The organism is Ruegeria sp. AD2(2025) (assembly GCF_056542385.1).
This window is the reverse complement of sequence record NZ_JBQFZS010000007.1, coordinates 1-16,656: the sequence shown is the minus strand read 5'-3', so window position 1 is coordinate 16,656 and position 16,656 is coordinate 1. Positions and strand designations below refer to the sequence as shown.

Here is a 16,656-nt window from a genome sequence, read left to right as displayed (position 1 = left end):
TTCCGGTTCACCCGCCCGATACCCGATTGAGTCGGAATGTCGCACCCCACCCCCCGGCCTAACCCGCATGCCGCGCAGTTTTGTTTATACCCCACGCATACCAAGCGCGGGGTATCTGGACTTTTTGACTGTTGGGTCAGACGAGACGAGGGCGCACGTGTTGCAGGCTATCTTCAATACGCGCGTCTATTGCCTCGGCGACTTGCCCTTTGGCGTCGGCCTCGTCTAACCAAACCCGTTGCGCAAGTGCGACCGCTGCGTCCTGCGCTATCCGGGCGAACTGCGCCGCACTTTCGGCTGTAACGCCGTCGGTCGGATGTTTGCTCAAAGCCCGCCATTCACCGGCATAATCTAGTAGCACCATCAGCGCGGCGTCTTTGACCCGCCTGCGCCGATATACGTGCGCTCTGGTTTTGAAGGGCACGTGGGCAGCGTATGGCGGGTTCATCAGGGCGTGGCTCAATCGATCGTCTCTGTAGCCTAAATCGAAAGCCGCGTCGGCGATTGCCGAAGTGACATTCCAAAAAGTGCGTGTCGTTCTAAAAAACATAGCCAATATCCGTATTCTTACTGCGCTCATTTCAACAATAGATTGAATTCGTTATCAACTCTCCCGTCCAAAAGTCGATTTTGGTCAATGCCGTCGTTGTTCAGTGGGCGAACCGGAAATAAAATTGTGCTGATCCCGGCGATGTCCGCCGAAGGCACAAGGAGCAACCTGTTGGCAGATTTCCCGGCTCTATTCCAAGGCACCGCAGGCAACGGCACATCGGCCACTCCGCCGCTGCCAGAAGGATTTACCTTGGACGCGACGCCCAATCTCGGCACGAACCAGACGCAGCCTGCGCCAAGACCCGTTGCCAATTTCGATCTGTCTACGTTACCCGACCTTCCCGACGGCTTTACGTTGGACAGCGACCCGTCCATTTCAAATCCGCAGGGCACAGCGCTTGGACGGGCGCTGAAACGTGGTGTGCTGCGGACGCGTTCGACGCTGCCAGCCATTCAGGCACAGAAGGGTGCGACCGTGCTGGCGGACGCGGCGCTGTCTGAGGGTGATCTTATCCGACAGGCGTTCCTTGAGACGACCCGGCTGCCGGACGTGCCCGAAGGACTGGACCTTTCCACGCCTGAACTGGCCTCGGCGGCAATCGCCGGGCTTGGTTACCCGGCGCAGTTTGCGAACACCTTCCGGCAGACCTACGATATTCGAGCGCGTGACGCATCGGCTGCCGTGGGCCACGAGGCCGACGTGCTACAGGGCGCGGTCAAGAACGTGCAGGCTGCGCAGGACTTGAACGACCAAGCTGCCGCGCTGCCCGGATCGGCGTCCGCAGAGGAATTCAAGCAAGTCCTGTCCGCCGCCCCCGACACGGTGCTGGACGTGCTGAAAGCCTACGCGACCAACCCCGGCACGGCCCTTGCGTTCCTTGGCGAGACCGCCGCCGAAAGCCTGCCGCAGATCGGCGCATCTGCCGCGACCACGTTGGCGACACGCAGCCCGGCAGCTGGTGCAGCTGTGCTTGGCGGCGGCACCGTCGTGCAGGAATTTGGTTCGAGCGTGAACGAATTCTTTGCCGAACAAGGCGTGTCGCCCCGGACACCCGAGGACGCCGTTGCGTTGATCCGCGACCCGGCGTTCATGGCCGAAGCCTCACGGCGCGGCCTCGGGCGTGGCGTCGTTTTCGCGTTGGCCGAAATGGCCGGACAGGGCGTCGCGGCAAAGCAGCTGTTCAAGGGTGCCGTGAAAGAGGCGGGCAAAGATGTGGCCGCGCAAGCTGCCACCGGCGCGGGCGGCGAAGCTGCGGCGCGCGTTGCCACAGGCCAAGACCTGTCCGCCAAGGAAATCGTGACCGAAGCATTGGCCGAGGGCGTTGCCGCGCCGGTCGAGGTAGGCGCGACCGTCTATCAGTCCCGCAAAAACGCCGGAGCAACATATCCCAATACAGGTGTTCGTAGTTTCCCCCCAGTTGCTGCCGGGCATAAAGACCGCGCATTTGCACGCGAACTGAATGCACGGATGCGTCCGGGTTCGTCCCGCCTCCCTCTGGCGCGACTCAATGAGAATGCGCATCGTGAGTGGTGGAACCAAACTGCTGATGTATTGCCGTTGCAAGACGCGGCGAACACTGCCGCCGTAGGTGAACAAATCCCTGCGTTACCGTTGGGCTACGTTTTAGACAGCGAAAGTGACGGACAGGCTGGGATTTCGAACATTGAACCTGCAAGTGTAACAACGGCAATCCCTGACGCAACTCTGCTGGTGCAAGTTGCCGAGCGCGACGCAGCCGTTCAAGGGAATCTAAGCGCCGGGCAACTGCGGACGTCTGACGTGCAGCCTCTTGAAGCGCCAACGAAAGTTCCTGACACCACCCGGCTTGTAGAACCTAACCGCGCGGCGATCCTCGCTCAAGGTGTGTCAGAAGCGCAAAGCTACCAGCCCCGCTATATACTAGACGGAGATTTTGTTGTTCCTGAATTCAACCATTTCTCCGCAGATTTGGAATACGAGACTAGCCGGGAAGCCCAAATTACCGAAGCGGTAGACGCGGCGTTGACGCCGGAGGTTAAAGCAAAGGCACTTGCGTTGCACGGCGGCAGCGAGCCTTGGTTCCAAACGGGGCGCAATACGCTTATCGCCCGACTAATCGCGCGCGGTGGGTCTCTTTCAAAAGAGATTGAACGATTTACAACACGGCGTCCGGGGCCAGCCCCCGAGCGCAGTTTAGAAGATAAGATTGCCGCTCTAGAAAATGCTAGCCGGGTTTTTGCTGAGCGGCTTGCGAACCCTAATCTCAGCCGCAATCAGCGGTATGAACTTGAACGCGAGTTTGAACTTGCCAAAAAGATGGAAGCCCATTTCCAAAAGAAAATGGCGGAAGCACAACAGTAACGATCATAGCGCGCGAATGTAGTCTTCAACCAAGGGGTGCCGTTCTAGTCGGGCTTGGCTTCTCGGCGACTTTGGAAGGTCTTTTAGCAACAACAAAAGGCAAAGACATTCCACTGCACAAATGGCTCTGTACAAACTTTGAGAATCTTCCTCTGTCTTTGAATGCAGATTTCGGTGCGCGGCATGGCCCCGAAAACGCATCGCGTTTTTCAGGTCATTGATCATCGTTTGAAGCTTGGGTCCAAGGGTCGCTTGGTTTGCAACTTGTAGAATCAACCGACGGAAGCGCTCTGCATGGGGCTCTTGAGCCACTCGCCTAAGGGCATCTTTTATTCGGCCTTCAATTTGTTTGAACCCAAGTTGAGCCGCCTTCTCCTGCGCCGATGAGATTACTTCTGCAATTTCACTATCTGACATTGTGTTCTTGCCATCGGCCCCCGGTATTTGTTCAAGACATTTACACGCAGCCAACAACCTCTCTGGTCCGATGGTCGCTCGATTTCGCAGCATGTCGAACATCAGTACATAGGCCGTCCGCCATTGCTCGAAGCGAGATATCCAGTGCTCTAATCCTTGTTCGAACATCGCGCGTTCGTCGTCATCGAAGCACACAAACGGCGATCTACCCAGAAAGTGGCTGGGCGGCGTGCCTGCTTCGTTTTGAAGATGCAACAAACGGAACTGATCAAAGTTTTTTTGTTCTTCAATGCATCTTTCGATTTCGGCGTCATCCAACGCAGAAACTACAACGCTCTTCCAATTCAGCGCGACGCCGACCATGCACGACAGAAAGGAAGATACAGGGAATATAGCTTCAAAAACCTCGTCTATGGGCGCTGCCCGTTTTAGGTCAACGCTGATCTTTGGGCTCCAATTCGTCGGGAAATCAGCACGTGAACCGTAAGAAGCCGCATAAAAGACTGACACGGTCATCTTGTCTGTCTCACAGACAATTATGCGCCGATCACTGCCGCTGTACCTGTGTTCACCTGACAGCTTTGAAATAAGTTCATTGTTATCAAAAACAGGGTCTGAGCCGGGTACATCAAAGGTGATCTTCTTTACGGTCAAGTCGCTGGTCCAAGGAGAAGAACCAACCACTGCCGCGTTTGAATCAATGACTAGCGTTTTACTTTCTGCTGCGGGTGCAGAGTATTTCGTCCGCGTGCCCGGCATTAAGAAGCTGCCAAGTAAAACCACGAATTGTAAGTCTTCTGTCATCAAAGTTATGCGGTCGCCATCGGAGATCGAAATTGGGTCTCCAAATGAGGTCAAGTGTGTTTCGATCCGTTCCTCTGAGAATTCGAAGAAGCCTGTAAACCCGCTGCCGGTTTCCAGTTCTCTGCAAAAAATCTTTTGTTTCGGCTGAAATAGATCGTCTCGGGCCAATGTGCTCTATCCTACTTTAGGTCTTTTTTGTTCCCAGTGCGCGCGGGGGGATGACTTGCTTCACGCGCTTCATAGCGCCCAACTGCCCAACGTAGAAACGCCCTAAGTTTCGGAAGCTGGATCGAATGCCTGCGCTGAACCACACGAGTTCTAGGCACGGCAGGTTATTGGAAACTATGCGCATCACCTAGCCTTCGTCTTCTTCGAGAGGCACGTAGTGCTCCAAATTGTGTTCGTTCATTAGCTCAATAACTCGTGTTCTTTTTTCTGGCTCACTATCGAACAATGCTTCTAAGAATTCTTCAAACCCGTTACTGCCTTGCAGGTCTGCATCACGATTGCCTGCCGCCAAGAAAACTATCTTGAGGTCGTCCTCCGAGAAGTTTGGTGCGAGTTTTACGGCGAATTGTTCGGCATATTGGTTGGCTTGTGCCCAGTTCTTTGCTGAGGCGAATGTTGTAGCCGCGTGGGTCAAAACTTGCGGTGGAATTTCAGCGACAGAAATCTTTCCGAGTTCTTTTGGATCAAGTTTCGATAGAACACCTTGCAAGGTCTCGCTGAGCCAGCTTACCGAAAAACCGCGACAAATCATGTTCCCGATATTGGTGTCGGGTGAAGACTTCACCCAGGCTTTGACAACTGTTCTTTCCGATTCATCCAGTTTTTCGGCGACCTCAGTAGTTCGGAAGGCAAACACACACGCCACGTAAATCGCATCAGGTTCACTGGTTTTTAGCAGCTTCCCTACATTCTTTATCAGTCTCGGCAAAGCAATTGCTCTGTGCATGTCCACGGCGGCTTCGATCGCAATCTGGGTAGGACGCTTCTTAAAAAGTGGATCACCTTTTGTTGCCGCGCCAAAACAAAATCGGTCCAAATATGCATGTATCAAGGCTGGACGAGCGCTCTTGAACTCGGAACCATTCAACCGCTTTATGGCTTCGCTAGTCTCCGAAGGAAAGTGCTTTGAAGTTATTAGTGTTTCGAGGTTTTTAAGCGCTGCTTTACCCTGTCTTGGATGTTGGGTCAGTACGTGCACAAGTGCGTTTCGTAGGTGCAAACGCGCCAACTCAGCCGAAGGAGCAAATGGCAGGGCTGATTTAGAGAAGGTTGGGTGCGCGCACCGGTTTCGATCTTCTTTCAATCGGTTCAATTCATCAAACTCGTTTATTCCGAAGAATTCGAACTCGGTACGAAAAAGCTCCAAAAGGTTCCGTTCAAACTTTAGTAGACCTGAGATCGCATCGGGATTCCCCTCATCGTTTCGTTTTTGTAGCTGATTTAACTCATCTTCCGCGATCTTGGCTGCACCGTCCCCCGCTGCGGCCAAGATTTTCAGCTTATCGATAAGGTCGAAGCAAACAGCTACATACGCGTTAACAATGGCTGACCGATATGCACCACTTTGATAGCATTTGATCGCTTCGTTTATGTTGGCGCGCGCGCTCTCATCTGTGCATCCAAGGGCGAGTTCGTCTAAATCTGCAATCATCTTCATGCCTCAAATTTCTTTGATGCATCAGCTATAAGTTGATTGCGACGAGGGCAACGCAATTTAGCGAGTTCTTGAGGCTGCAATACCCGTTAAAGTGTTATAAAATAACATCCCATGCGTGCAGTCAGAGCGATCGTCCATGTCCAACCAGAAACACACCGGGTTCGTTTCGTCCGAACATAGGTCTGAATTTCTTGAAAAGGCCCAAACCTTTCAGCGTGGGTCGCCTGCGGCCCAGATTTGCGGTGCCAAAAGCCGCTCAGGTGCGACCTGCCAGCACGCACCGATCAAGGAAAGCAAACAAGGCCGATGCCTTAGCCACTGCGGACCTCATGCAGCGCGTGCCTATCGTGCGCGCCAGAAACGCCGGTTTGAAACGGGCAGTGTGTCTGCCGAGGAATGGAACCGTGCCGAGGCCCGTCGCGCTGCCAATCGGCTTGGGGATCAGTGGAAGAAAAACCCGTGGCTGCCGGGCAGCACGATTGACCTGGGCGAACACGAATACGCATTTCGCGACGCGCTGGGCGGAGTGGACGCAGACGCTTTGCCCCCTGCGGTCGCAGATTGGCTTCGGTGGCGGTACCGGCGGACGCAGATCGACCGGCAAAACGGGGCGGCTTGGCACAAAGTGCTGACACAGGACTTGCCCCGGCGGGTCACAGGCGCGGGGCCACGTCCGGCTAATGTTCGCGGACGCGACTCAAAGCCCGACACGATGCCCCGGACGTGGAAACTGGGTGTTGGGGTAGATCAGCGCCATTCTAAGCGAACCCTACCAGACAAACCTAAGGCCCCGAAAGCCCCGCGCGCGCAAGGCTATGGACGCGTTGGCCGCCCCCGGGCGCAACCCGCCAGTGAGGATGAGTTTTCGGTGCTGGCGCAGGTCTACCGGGAAAACGCTACTTTGTTGGAACCAATAATGGCGGGGGTCACAGATGAAGCGAAGCAACTGGCGGTGCTGCGGACCCTGCGGGACTATCTGGCCCGCCCTACGGACGCAGAGGCGTGCAAACGCTGGTTGGCATTGGTTGCGGCGACACGGATGTAATCGAGTGTCAGCGGCGCTGTGTGCGCCGCTGATCGTCGTTAAGGCGTCGTCCGATAAGCGGGGCGGAACACGCGGCGGTTGGGCTGTGTAAGCTTCGAGACGTCCGGCAGCAGGATAGAGCGCAAAGCGTGAGCCGCTTCCGGGCGGCGGGCGGCTTCCTTGCGCAGCAGCTTGAGAAGGTATGTGTTTTCGCGCCGCACGTCACCTTCTGCTTTGCCCCAAAAATGATCTACGTCGCCAAACATATTGGCGGTGGGAGAGACCTCGTAAAACTCGGGGTGCCAATCCCCGGGGTAGCGAATGTTTGCAGCGCGATAGCCGATGAGGTGACGCCGGGACGTCTTGCCGTTTGGCAGCTTGTCCTCAAGGGGGATCAGTTGGGCAACGCACTCGGGATGTGCCGAGAGAAACTCGCAAAGGCGATCATATCGCACGCGGGCTTTGCCGTCGCTGTCATTGCCGTAAGTGACTGTCGGGGACGGCGGCGTACGCCCGGCGAAACGATAAAGTTTGGTTTCGGTAGTTTGTGCGCTGGGCGCTGGGCGGGTATGAGACATTTGATTTCCTTTTTCATATCTCGTTTCCCCATCCACAGACCGGAACGTCGTCTGAGGGTGCGCTAGGTGCGCACTTTTGCGAATTGTCGTTCCTGCGGGACAGCGGCCCCCGCGTGCTTATCGCTGCAAATTGCCCTGACTGTCTGTATGTCTCAACAGTCAGGGTACTAGTCAGATCAGACGCTTCCTTTCGTCAAATTCTGGTCGTTGGTGACAGCGTTTGACGGCTTGTGACAGCTTCCATTGCTTCGGCTGTCACCCCTAACAATCTGTTTTGAATCACTTATTTCTCTGGGTGACAGCGGTGACAGCCGTTTTCCTTTCTTTTCTAAATAAGAAGAAAAGAGAGAGAGGTAGCGCAAAGCGCCCCGGCCAGATGATGCAAGAGAGTTTGATGTTATAATTTCGTGCATTTGGCTGTCACCGCCGTCACCGTTTCATTTTATCATTATTAAACAAATGGTTACAGGTGATGGCACGCTTGCGAGATGGCCGTCACCCTGCCGTCACGCCGCCAAGGCAGTTGTCACACCGTGAGCGATATTTGGTTTCATTGTCAGGCGGATTTGACGGTTGCTCTTGGTCCGGGACAATTCCCGTTCGATGCCCCACGCGTCCGCCAGTCCGGGCCACAAGCGGTCCCATTGCCCTTTGAACGGCATACGGCTTACGTCCCACTGCGGCGCACCGAATGGTGGCACGCTAGCGATTGCGGTTTCCAACTCTGAGTAAGTGCCCCGCCACTCGCCCCCTGGCTGCGATTGGAGAAAAGCCCGAATGCGCCACGCGACGGGGTTGCCCTCAAGGATGCGCCCAGCTTCGCCTTGCTCACCTTCGCACAGTGCCGCCATGCACAGGCCCGACGGCCAACCTAGGCCGCGCGCAATGGCTTCTGCGGTGATTGCAGCATCCGACAAGCGCGGCGGTTCCAAGCGGCCTTGGTCACAATCCGTTTGGACAGCAACCCAATGCTTCAATCCCCCGGCCATCGCTGCATACATTGCCCCTAGAATTTTCGGGTAGTCAGCCGCCCACGCCGCGCCGAGTGCACTTTCGCTTCGCCGATTGGCTCGGCTGATGCTTGGCGGTTCGATGCGCAGCGTCCGCTGCCCAAGGTCCGGAAGGCGCACAATGTCGGAAAGAACGCTCGTAAACATAACTGACGCGTGGGCTTGCAGAATTGAACGGTCGCCGTCGCTGTACAGCTTACGCGCCGCGTGAGCCGTTCCAGACGCGATTGCACACAGGACGTCGGACGTGGCCTTGGTGATACCGCTGGCGTTGTCCACGACCATGTTCAAGCGGTTGCTGACGATTGGGAACATTTTCTCAGGTTCCCGAGGCAACGAGGACGTCACCGCCGCCGCGTCCGGGTCTGTGAGGTCCGTCAGCCGCCGTGCCATCGTTGTTTTGCCTGAGCCTTGCTGCCCGGCGATCATCAAATGCGGAACGGTTCCGGGTCGATAGAGGGCAGACGCAAGGATGCAAAGAAGCACGGACCGTTGCTGCACGCCGGGGTCACTCGCGCCTGCACCCGCGTTGAAAGAGGCCAGCGGCAAGTGCCGCGCCAACAAGGGAAAGAGTTGTGTTGCGGGTGCGCCGGTTTCAGGTTCGGGCAGCGGCAATGCACCTTTGCGAGTTGTCATTTGCAGCGGCACGGCGGACAGCGGCACCAGCTTCCAACCAGAAGCGTCAATCTTAACCGCGCGCCCAGCTTCCATGCGGTTCACATACAACACCACATTGCCCGCATCGTCGGATGTCTGAGCCTGACGAAAGAAAACGTCCTCTCGCGGCGCGTCCACGTCCACACGGTTCAAAAGATGTTCGAAAAGGCTGTTGGCAGCTGTGCCCGTCAGGTTATGCCCTTTCTTGGCTGCCAGCCGAAGAATACCGCGATCCTTGCCCGAGACGTCATACAGGTTTCCATCGCGAGACAGCCAAGCGGCACCTTTGCGGTCCTGAAAGAGATAAGCACCGTCGGCCAGAACGGACGCCGCTGCGCGTTCGTGAGCGGCCCCGTTTGCCTCTTGCTGCTTGACTGCCATTGCGTTCACGTCCGCCGCGTTGGTGGGCGCGGACTCGAATGCGCTTCCGGCCAAGAATGCAGACGCAGAGGGCGGCAGGTTCTCGTCGTTCTTACCGGCGGCATTCAGCGCCGACACGTGGTTCTCGTACTGCGTCCGCACCATCGCCAGAAAGTCGGGCGTGCGCAGGCTGTCGCAAGATGCGTGGTTGCAGAAGCAAGCCCCATCAGATCCGATGAAACTAAAACCCGTCTCTGCCCGGTCGCCGTGCGCCTGCCAGTTCGGGCACATGGCGTCCACAACCCCTTGCGTCCGTTCGCGCGGCTCAAGGCCCACGATTTCAGCCATACGCACCACGGGGTCCGTCACACTGGCGTCGCGCGGGCGCGCACCGGCCCCCAGCGCGGCCAAGTCCTTCGACGTCTTGGCAGATAGTGGGACATCCGCCTGCCGCCAATCCGCCCCGCCAATCAGGATACACCCAATCTCGTCCAAACTGACTGTCCGGTCAGGGTGCCAATCCGTGAACCCCACGGCAGGCGCGCGGTTCTTGCTGTCGCGGTATTTGGGTTTGGAGTTGTGGCCCCAAGGCAGGCGCAGGTAGCGCGTGGCATCGTGCAGGGCGTCGGTCAGTCCGCGTTCGATCATGTAGGCCCGGACCAAGGCCAGTTCTTGCCAGCGCTCGGGCGACGTCGCATCGCCTTCCAGCTTCCAGCCCCACGTCTCGTTATTCGGGGACGTTTCAATGCGGAACGTCGGTTCAGGGAAGCCCATCGCGAACAGCGCATCCCACAAAGCCGGATCGACTTTCGTCCCGATGTCGTCCGCGTAAAGCAGCGGCTGCGCCACCACCTCGCCCAACGTCCGGTTGTTCGCGCCGTCGCGTAACAGGCCGGTGCAGAAATACAGGTCGGCCCCATCCGGGTCAGGCAACCGGCGACGCAAGGCGTCCACACCTTGCATACCGAACCAAGAGGCCCCGGTTTCAATGTCGGGGAAGCCTGCAACCCAGACCTGATTTTCTTTGCCCTGCCCGTAGATAGAGGTAAGGAATTCCGTAATCACCGACCACCCGTCGGCGGCTTGTCGTTGGGCTGCAAGGTTATGTTGCCCGCCGCTGGCAGGTTTGGTAGATGTTTTCTGCAAGATAGAGTTCCTTAATTAGCCCTGTTGTCGCGCTCTGTCGCGGCGCGGGGTTCTTCTTGTTAACGTGTGTGTTACGCTGCTCGTGTCAGCTTGTGAGCCTCAATCCAATCTTGGACCTCTGACGCAGGCCAGCGCGACGCGTGACCGAATTTGATGGGTTTCGGGAAAGACCCCTCACGCATCATTCGATACAGTTTCGCCCGTTTGAAACCGGCGATGTTGGTCACATCGGAGAGGTTCAGCAAACGCTCTTGTCCAAGTTGGCCGGGGCGTGGTTCGATTGGGGCGGGATTGTTCATTGGCGAGTTCTCCAAAGTTGAAAGATGCTTTGGAGCCTAACTACACCCAAGTAAGGATGCCTATAGAAAAATTCACCTAATCGGCTGAAAAGTATTGGTTTTTTGACTTCTCTGTCAAATCAATAGGTCGCGTTTGTCTGCTGCGTCAAAGGTTGATGGAACTTGCCGACGACACAGGCCGGTCGAATTGGTCATGCTTGCGACGACTTCGAATCAGGTGGTTGTCTTATGCTCTATCCCGAAAAGGTATGACGTGCGTGTTGTCTTGGGCCTTGCCGTCCACGAAGTCTTGCCATGCAAGCATTAAGGCGCGGCGACGTTCAACAGCTTGTTCGCGCCGGTAGGCTCTTTCGACGTCGTTCAACTGGTGCGCCAAAGCTTCTTCGGCCAATTCGCGGGGGAACTCGGTATCGTTGGCAGCCCAGTCCTTGAAGGCACTTCGGAACCCATGCGGGACAAACTGACCCAAGTTCATGCGGCGCATCACGGCGCGAATTGTCATGTCGGACATTGGTCTGCCCGGCTTAGCGCCTTCAAACACATAGTCGTCTGGCTGTACGTCCGTGATGCGCATCGCCTTAACTTCCGAAAGAACTGCCAATGCTCTTGGGCAAAGCGGCACCACATGGTTTCTTCGTGCCTTCATGCGCTCCGCCGGAATGGCCCAGAGTGCATTTTCTTCGTCAACTTCACTCCAAAGCGCCAAACGTACCTCACCTGAACGCGAAGCGGTGAGGATAAGAAATTCCAAAGCAAGCGCACCCACGGACTTATTTCTCCGAAGCTGTTGAACGAACGACGGGACGTCTTTTCGTGGCATTGCCGGGCGGTGCCCAGCGGTCAGTTTCCGGGGTGCTGACAGGGTGGCGTTAAACAGTTCCCAGCGGGCAGGGTTGTCCTGATGGTAAGCGCCGTTTTGTATCGCGTGGTAGAACAACGCTTCAAGCCGTGCCCGCAGCCGTGTGGCGGAAACATGCAGCGCGTCCCACATCGGTTCGGTTCTTTCCGTGCCATCGGCCTGCTTAACGGGCATAGGCTGTGTCAGAACTTGCCAAATGTCTTGTCGTGTAATCTCCACCAAAGGTTTGTTCGCCAGTGGTGCTGCATATTTCCGCAGTGACATACCCCATTGGGCTATGTGCTTAGGGTTGGAGAAACCCTTCGTTTTCCACGGCAAAAAGACTTCTACGTAGTCGGAGAAAGTAACGGTCGCAGCTTCGGCTTTCTCAGCGGCGATGCGTTTGGCGGTGGCTTCTTTGTCAGCCTCAGCAATCGGGTCAAACCCGCTAGCAAGCAAGTCACGCGCTGCTGTGGCCTTCTGGCGCGCCTGCGCGAGGGTGGTGCTGGGAAAGCCGCCAAGGCCCATTTCCCGCTGTTTCTGCCCTTTGAGGGTGAAACGAAAAACCCATCGCTTTGTGCCGTTGGCTGTGCAACGTAAAGACAAACCGCCCCCATCATTGAGGGCGGTGCCGGGCGCGACGTTTTCAACTTGTTTGACTGTTAGTCGGTGCATACCCCGCGCCATGTCTGTTCTCCTTAAGCTTGGATTGCCGCGCGGCAGCGCGTTGCAACGCAGCACGGCACGTCCGCAACATTGGCTGCCTCTAAATCGCTCATCTTCTCATCTTCCAACAGTGTGAACATGAGAGAAGCCAAGTCGCGGATAGGTTCAGGGTGCTTGAAGTATTCTTCGTCTGGAAGATTGTACAACCTCGCCACGTCCTTTGAAAGTTGGACGCCGTCGGTCCCGATCATGGCTGGGTTATTGTGAAGCTTTGCTCGATTTGTGCGTTTCATTAGATTTCTTCCTACTGATCCGGGGCAAGGTGTGCGGCCCTCATTCGCGCCCCTTGTGTGCCCCTAAAATTTAGGGGCAGTCAAGAGACGACGATAGAGAGGTATAGACGAAAGCGCCTAGATTTACGGCTATTTACTCGTAAATAAAGGTAAATATAGACGCCTGCATCCACGGGTAGACAGAGATGTGGCGGCTCCTCGGTCCGCCATTGGTGTCTTGTTGAACGTCACACGAACCTGACCCAACCGTCACAGTTGGACCAGAAGCGGGGTGAACGTTCGACAACGGATGGCACCACCCCCAAAACAACAACTCCTTGAGCACGAAGTAGACCCAGAGCTGCAAATCAGTTGCTGATATAGTAGTTTGGTGCTGCGATTTGAATTGGCAGTCAGTCGTGACTGTCGGCCCATACCGGCCATTGACCACAGCCTGTTCACGCTTCGGTGCAGCCCGTCAGACCGGACTTTCGCTGCGGCAGCATGATCAAAAGGGGGGTAAAAACTCTCAGTTCGCGGACTTTGTCGCCGTTGGCATTTTCATTTCGTAGGGCCGCTTTGCGCGCTGAACGGCTGGAGAGAAAACTGCAACGTTGAGTAGAGTTAGTTTCGGGGCGCAAGTTCGAATGCTGTCCTTTTTGATTAACGAGCAGACATCCACTCCCGATCAGTCAGTGCGCCAGAGTAATATTTTGATACCCGACAGGTGTTTTCTGAAGTGATGCGAGGAGAATTCGCGGTGTCCCTGGACGTGGTCTGGAGCAAGAAAGGCAACCACAATTGCCGCTGCCTTTCCTGTTTCGCTCCCGCAATTCGGCTTTCCGAAGGTCAGTACGGGTTAGTCAGAAACCAGTTGAAATATCTGGCTGTTCTTCAACGATCAGGAAGTGATGAAGGTCCAGATCGTCGATATCCACATCCTTCAACAGCAGGCTGGAATCCTCAGCATATTGCAACAGAGCACCGTCGCTAGTTTGGACGAGGTCCAGTCGAGGATCATATGTTTCGCCGGCTCCAACTTCGATCACTACAGAATCGAAGTTGAAATCAAAGTCATCAACAACGTCGTGACCATACCCTGTTGTCGCGCCGGTCGATGTGTTGCGCACTACGCCGATCATGTCGTTTCCATCACCGGTGAGCAACAGATCGTTCCCAAGATTGCCGACGATCAAATCGTCTCCTGCACCAGCGTCGATAGTGTCGTCCCCGTCGCTGCCGATGATCAGGTCATTTCCTGCCCCTGTTTGGAGATCGTTAACGGTGCTTCCGGACAAATCCACATGATCGTCGTAATCCGTCGTTACGATACGCTCAAAATTTGTGTAAACCGACGCCGTCTGACCACTGGTCTGGGAGAATTCGATCAACTCGTACGAGTTGGACTCTACGGAATATAGCTCCACGCCTTCTGAGCTTGAGGAGAAATTCAGCGTGTCAACGCCTGCACCACCATCGACCATGTCAAAGCCAGGCCCAGCGAATGCAATGTCGTCACCGCCAAGCAGGTCCACGATGTCTCCGCCGGTGCCACTGGCCCAAACGTCATCCGCCTCGGTACCAATCGCGACTCCACCGACCAATGTTACTTCGGCAATCGAGCTGTTGTTGGTAGGATCAACATCCGATGGGGCATCTGATACCAGTATGACCTGATAGTCACCAGCCGTCACGCTGCCGTCGATGTTTGCCGAGGCTACTAGGGTTGTCGTTCCCCCGGCTTGCAGGCTTGCGGTGCCGTTCCAAATCTCGATGTCATCGGCAGAGACCGTCCCATCCGAGGAAAGATAGGCCGTGAACCCAGCATTGATTGCCGGGCCAGTGCCAAGGTTTGATACGTCAAATTCCAGATCAAGCCGCGCACCGGTTGAACCGGTTGGAGTCGAGATAAGGCCGCCCGGACCCAGATCGAAATCTGATGTAGCTTGGATATTGACGGTGCCCACCGAGATGTCCACGGTTGGTTCTGGCGGCGGAGTCAGAGTGATCGTTTGGACGATCGTGTTGTTGTCCAGTTGCGTGTCTGTGGTACCGTCACCCCATTCAACAACACTGATCAGATAGTAATCGCCCGGTGCATAATCCTCTGGCAACCAATGCGAAGTTGAGGGGCTTGTCGTCAACCCGGAATAGGTGCCACCGGTGATACCCGCAATCCGGTGATCGTCCGCAGAAATCGTGGCATCCTCAGAAATATATGTCGCAACCTTGAAATACGAGACATCCATGTTGGAGGCATCGTGGATGACGTAGTTCATCTGAATTCTTGCACCGCCTTCCAGATCAAGATCAGAACTGCTGTCGACGGTTGCGGACACAAGTTGCAGGTCTGTGCTGGGGGCTTCGACCGTGATCTGCACCCAGTCAGTCTGGTTGTCCGCTTCACTTTCTTCATCCAGAGAATTGGTGCTGTCTACGCGCACGGCAACCCAGTACGTTCCCGGCTCCAGCGATCCCGGGTCAAATGAGAACGAGACCGCGCCCGAAGTTCCAACGGGTGTTGCTCCAAGCTGGGCCGTATCGACGGCGCTTATCACAGCCCCGTTGTCCGGAGCGGACGCGACCAAAAGCTCAACCGTGGACTCCGCTGCATCGATCACACCGTTGGACGCGATATCTACGTGTATGTCGGTTGTCTCGCCGGGGGACAGGCTTGCATCTTCAACCTCAAGGGTCCCGGCGGTCAGATTGGCAAGGCGGGGTACAATGACCTCGGCCGCTGATTGTGTCATGTCCGCGAACTCGAACACTTCGACGCCCGAAATTGTGTCGGTGCCTTCAGGACCGGATACCTGGATGCTCCCGTCGCTTAGTAAAGTGACGTCATAGTCGTCTCTATCATAGGTGAATACAACTGTATCGGTGCCGCTTCCGCCATAGACTGTATCATTGCCGCCGCCACTGATCAGCCGGTCGTTCCCACCCTTGCCATCCATTATCTCGTCGGAGCCTGAACCAATGAGCACGTTGTCTCGCTTGTTTCCGGAAATGACGTTGTTGTCACCGCCACCTTTATTTGGCTTGGGCATAATAAACTCCTTTAATATATAGACTTACAGGCTGAGTGACAGAGAATTGCGTCAACAATTTGGCAATGAGTTCCCGACAATCAAACAATCATAGGTAGATATTTCCAGGCGCTGAAATCCAGCCGCCGGAGGATGTGGTGAACGTCTGCTTCGGCGAAGCTACGCTGCTGCGCACTTGCAAAATGCAAGGGGCAGATTTGGACCGTAGGCACAGCTGCTAATGCTGGCTCACAATGGATCCGTTGCTGTTAGTACAAACTACAGCATCCGTCACATGGGCTCTTTACGGCCACTAGATCGGTCGCAGCATGTCTGCGGGATCAGCGTCACCACGCTAGCAAGGACGGCCCTTACCCAACGATCGAGATATAGATTTGAACGGTGTCTACTACGACTGCCTTGTCCCTTGGTAGGCTGAAAAGCGGCGGCGTAGTGGGCGGCGTCTTCGCCCGTAACGGATCGGGTGCGGTCTCACTCGCATGGGTCGCTGCGGGTCGACTTCTGGGCTATGTCGAAGAACACATGAACGCGTGGGATTGTCTTGCCGGGCAGTTGCTCGTGGCCGAGGCGGGCGGGTGTGTCGAAACGCAACCGGTCATTGAAATGATGCAGATCGGCGGTCGTGTTTTGGTCAGCGCTCCCGGGATATTCGATGACCTCGCCAAAATAGCCGGTTCCGGATTCGCTTCTTCCTCTCGCCAGACTCAGGCTCCATCATCAGCAAATGGCGAGAGCCGCGCGAGCGACAGCTGACAAGACGAATTTCGGGCAGAAGGGGCCAACCCTGGCCATCTGATCCTCAGTCAGCCAACATAGATCTCCTATGTCACCGCTTCATCTTCGAATGGCGGACGCGCCGCACAGCGGTGACCAATGCAACCTGAGCCTAGCTTTGTTCCCTTGTTGGCTCGATCTGATCGAATATGGCCGTACATATCTGGTCCATTTCCAGCGCAAAGAAGTTTTTGGCGGCGGC

Annotated in this window: 12 protein-coding genes; 3 read left to right on the top strand and 9 right to left on the bottom strand. The window is 55.9% G+C overall.

Annotated features, from left to right (window positions below):
* Nucleotides 1-136: 136 nt before the first annotated feature.
* Nucleotides 137-550: a hypothetical protein gene (locus tag ACR1XV_RS14575; RefSeq protein WP_480532570.1), complete on the bottom strand. Its 414-nt coding sequence runs from the start codon at nt 548-550 to the stop codon at nt 137-139.
* Nucleotides 551-676: 126 nt separating this feature from the next.
* On the opposite strand from ACR1XV_RS14575, the gene ACR1XV_RS14570 reads away from it, so the two are divergent.
* A complete protein-coding gene (locus tag ACR1XV_RS14570; protein ID WP_480532568.1) occupies nt 677-2,893 on the top strand; it encodes a hypothetical protein in 2,217 nt (738 codons plus the stop codon).
* A 3-nt stretch (nt 2,894-2,896) separates the two neighbouring features.
* On the opposite strand, the gene ACR1XV_RS14565 is transcribed toward ACR1XV_RS14570, so the two are convergent.
* Both ACR1XV_RS14565 and ACR1XV_RS14560 read right to left on the bottom strand, forming a co-directional pair.
* The gene (locus tag ACR1XV_RS14565) at nt 2,897-4,282 is read right to left on the bottom strand and encodes an ApeA N-terminal domain 1-containing protein (protein WP_480532566.1); all 1,386 of its coding nucleotides are present in this window, start codon (nt 4,280-4,282) and stop codon (nt 2,897-2,899) included.
* Between the two features lie 187 nt (nt 4,283-4,469).
* On the bottom strand, nt 4,470-5,780 hold the full coding sequence (locus tag ACR1XV_RS14560; RefSeq protein WP_480532564.1) for a hypothetical protein: 1,311 nt from the start codon (nt 5,778-5,780) through the stop codon (nt 4,470-4,472).
* Nucleotides 5,781-5,916: 136 nt separating this feature from the next.
* Between ACR1XV_RS14560 and ACR1XV_RS14555 the strand changes: the two genes are divergently transcribed.
* Nucleotides 5,917-6,825 carry a hypothetical protein gene (locus ACR1XV_RS14555; protein ID WP_480532562.1) on the top strand — a complete coding sequence of 303 codons (909 nt, stop codon included), beginning with the start codon at nt 5,917-5,919 and terminating at the stop codon, nt 6,823-6,825.
* Nucleotides 6,826-6,863: 38 nt separating this feature from the next.
* Here the strand turns inward: ACR1XV_RS14555 and ACR1XV_RS14550 are convergent, their stop codons facing one another.
* From ACR1XV_RS14550 to ACR1XV_RS14525, 6 genes are all read right to left on the bottom strand, one after another.
* The gene (locus ACR1XV_RS14550) at nt 6,864-7,382 is read right to left on the bottom strand and encodes a hypothetical protein (RefSeq protein ID WP_480532560.1); all 519 of its coding nucleotides are present in this window, start codon (nt 7,380-7,382) and stop codon (nt 6,864-6,866) included.
* Between the two features lie 506 nt (nt 7,383-7,888).
* Nucleotides 7,889-10,555, bottom strand: a complete 2,667-nt coding sequence (locus tag ACR1XV_RS14545) for a hypothetical protein (protein ID WP_480532558.1) — start codon at nt 10,553-10,555, stop codon at nt 7,889-7,891.
* Between the two features lie 71 nt (nt 10,556-10,626).
* Nucleotides 10,627-10,854 (bottom strand): helix-turn-helix transcriptional regulator, encoded by a 228-nt coding sequence (locus ACR1XV_RS14540; RefSeq protein WP_480532556.1) that lies wholly within the window; start codon nt 10,852-10,854, stop codon nt 10,627-10,629.
* 226 nt (nt 10,855-11,080) lie between these two features.
* A complete protein-coding gene (locus tag ACR1XV_RS14535) occupies nt 11,081-12,379 on the bottom strand; it encodes a tyrosine-type recombinase/integrase (RefSeq protein WP_480532554.1) in 1,299 nt (432 codons plus the stop codon).
* 11 nt (nt 12,380-12,390) lie between these two features.
* On the bottom strand, nt 12,391-12,651 hold the full coding sequence (locus ACR1XV_RS14530) for a hypothetical protein (RefSeq protein ID WP_480532552.1): 261 nt from the start codon (nt 12,649-12,651) through the stop codon (nt 12,391-12,393).
* An 842-nt stretch (nt 12,652-13,493) separates the two neighbouring features.
* Entirely contained in the window at nt 13,494-15,680 is a 2,187-nt protein-coding gene (locus tag ACR1XV_RS14525) for a CARDB domain-containing protein (protein ID WP_480532550.1), read from the bottom strand.
* A gap of 381 nt (nt 15,681-16,061) precedes the next feature.
* Between ACR1XV_RS14525 and ACR1XV_RS14520 the strand changes: the two genes are divergently transcribed.
* The gene (locus tag ACR1XV_RS14520) at nt 16,062-16,433 is read left to right on the top strand and encodes an inositol monophosphatase family protein (RefSeq protein ID WP_480532548.1); all 372 of its coding nucleotides are present in this window, start codon (nt 16,062-16,064) and stop codon (nt 16,431-16,433) included.
* Nucleotides 16,434-16,656: the final 223 nt, after the last annotated feature.

Bases quoted from the DNA above. Each gene is read 5' to 3' on its own strand.
- ACR1XV_RS14575 (WP_480532570.1), bottom strand. From the start codon at position 550: ATGTTTTTTAGAACGACACGCACTTTTTGGAATGTCACTTCGGCAATC.
- ACR1XV_RS14560 (WP_480532564.1), bottom strand. From the start codon at position 5,780: ATGAAGATGATTGCAGATTTAGACGAACTCGCCCTTGGATGCACAGAT.
- ACR1XV_RS14555 (WP_480532562.1), top strand. From the start codon at position 5,917: ATGTCCAACCAGAAACACACCGGGTTCGTTTCGTCCGAACATAGGTCT.
- ACR1XV_RS14550 (WP_480532560.1), bottom strand. From the start codon at position 7,382: ATGTCTCATACCCGCCCAGCGCCCAGCGCACAAACTACCGAAACCAAA.
- ACR1XV_RS14540 (WP_480532556.1), bottom strand. From the start codon at position 10,854: ATGAACAATCCCGCCCCAATCGAACCACGCCCCGGCCAACTTGGACAA.
- ACR1XV_RS14535 (WP_480532554.1), bottom strand. From the start codon at position 12,379: ATGGCGCGGGGTATGCACCGACTAACAGTCAAACAAGTTGAAAACGTC.
- ACR1XV_RS14530 (WP_480532552.1), bottom strand. From the start codon at position 12,651: ATGAAACGCACAAATCGAGCAAAGCTTCACAATAACCCAGCCATGATC.
- ACR1XV_RS14525 (WP_480532550.1), bottom strand. From the start codon at position 15,680: ATGCCCAAGCCAAATAAAGGTGGCGGTGACAACAACGTCATTTCCGGA.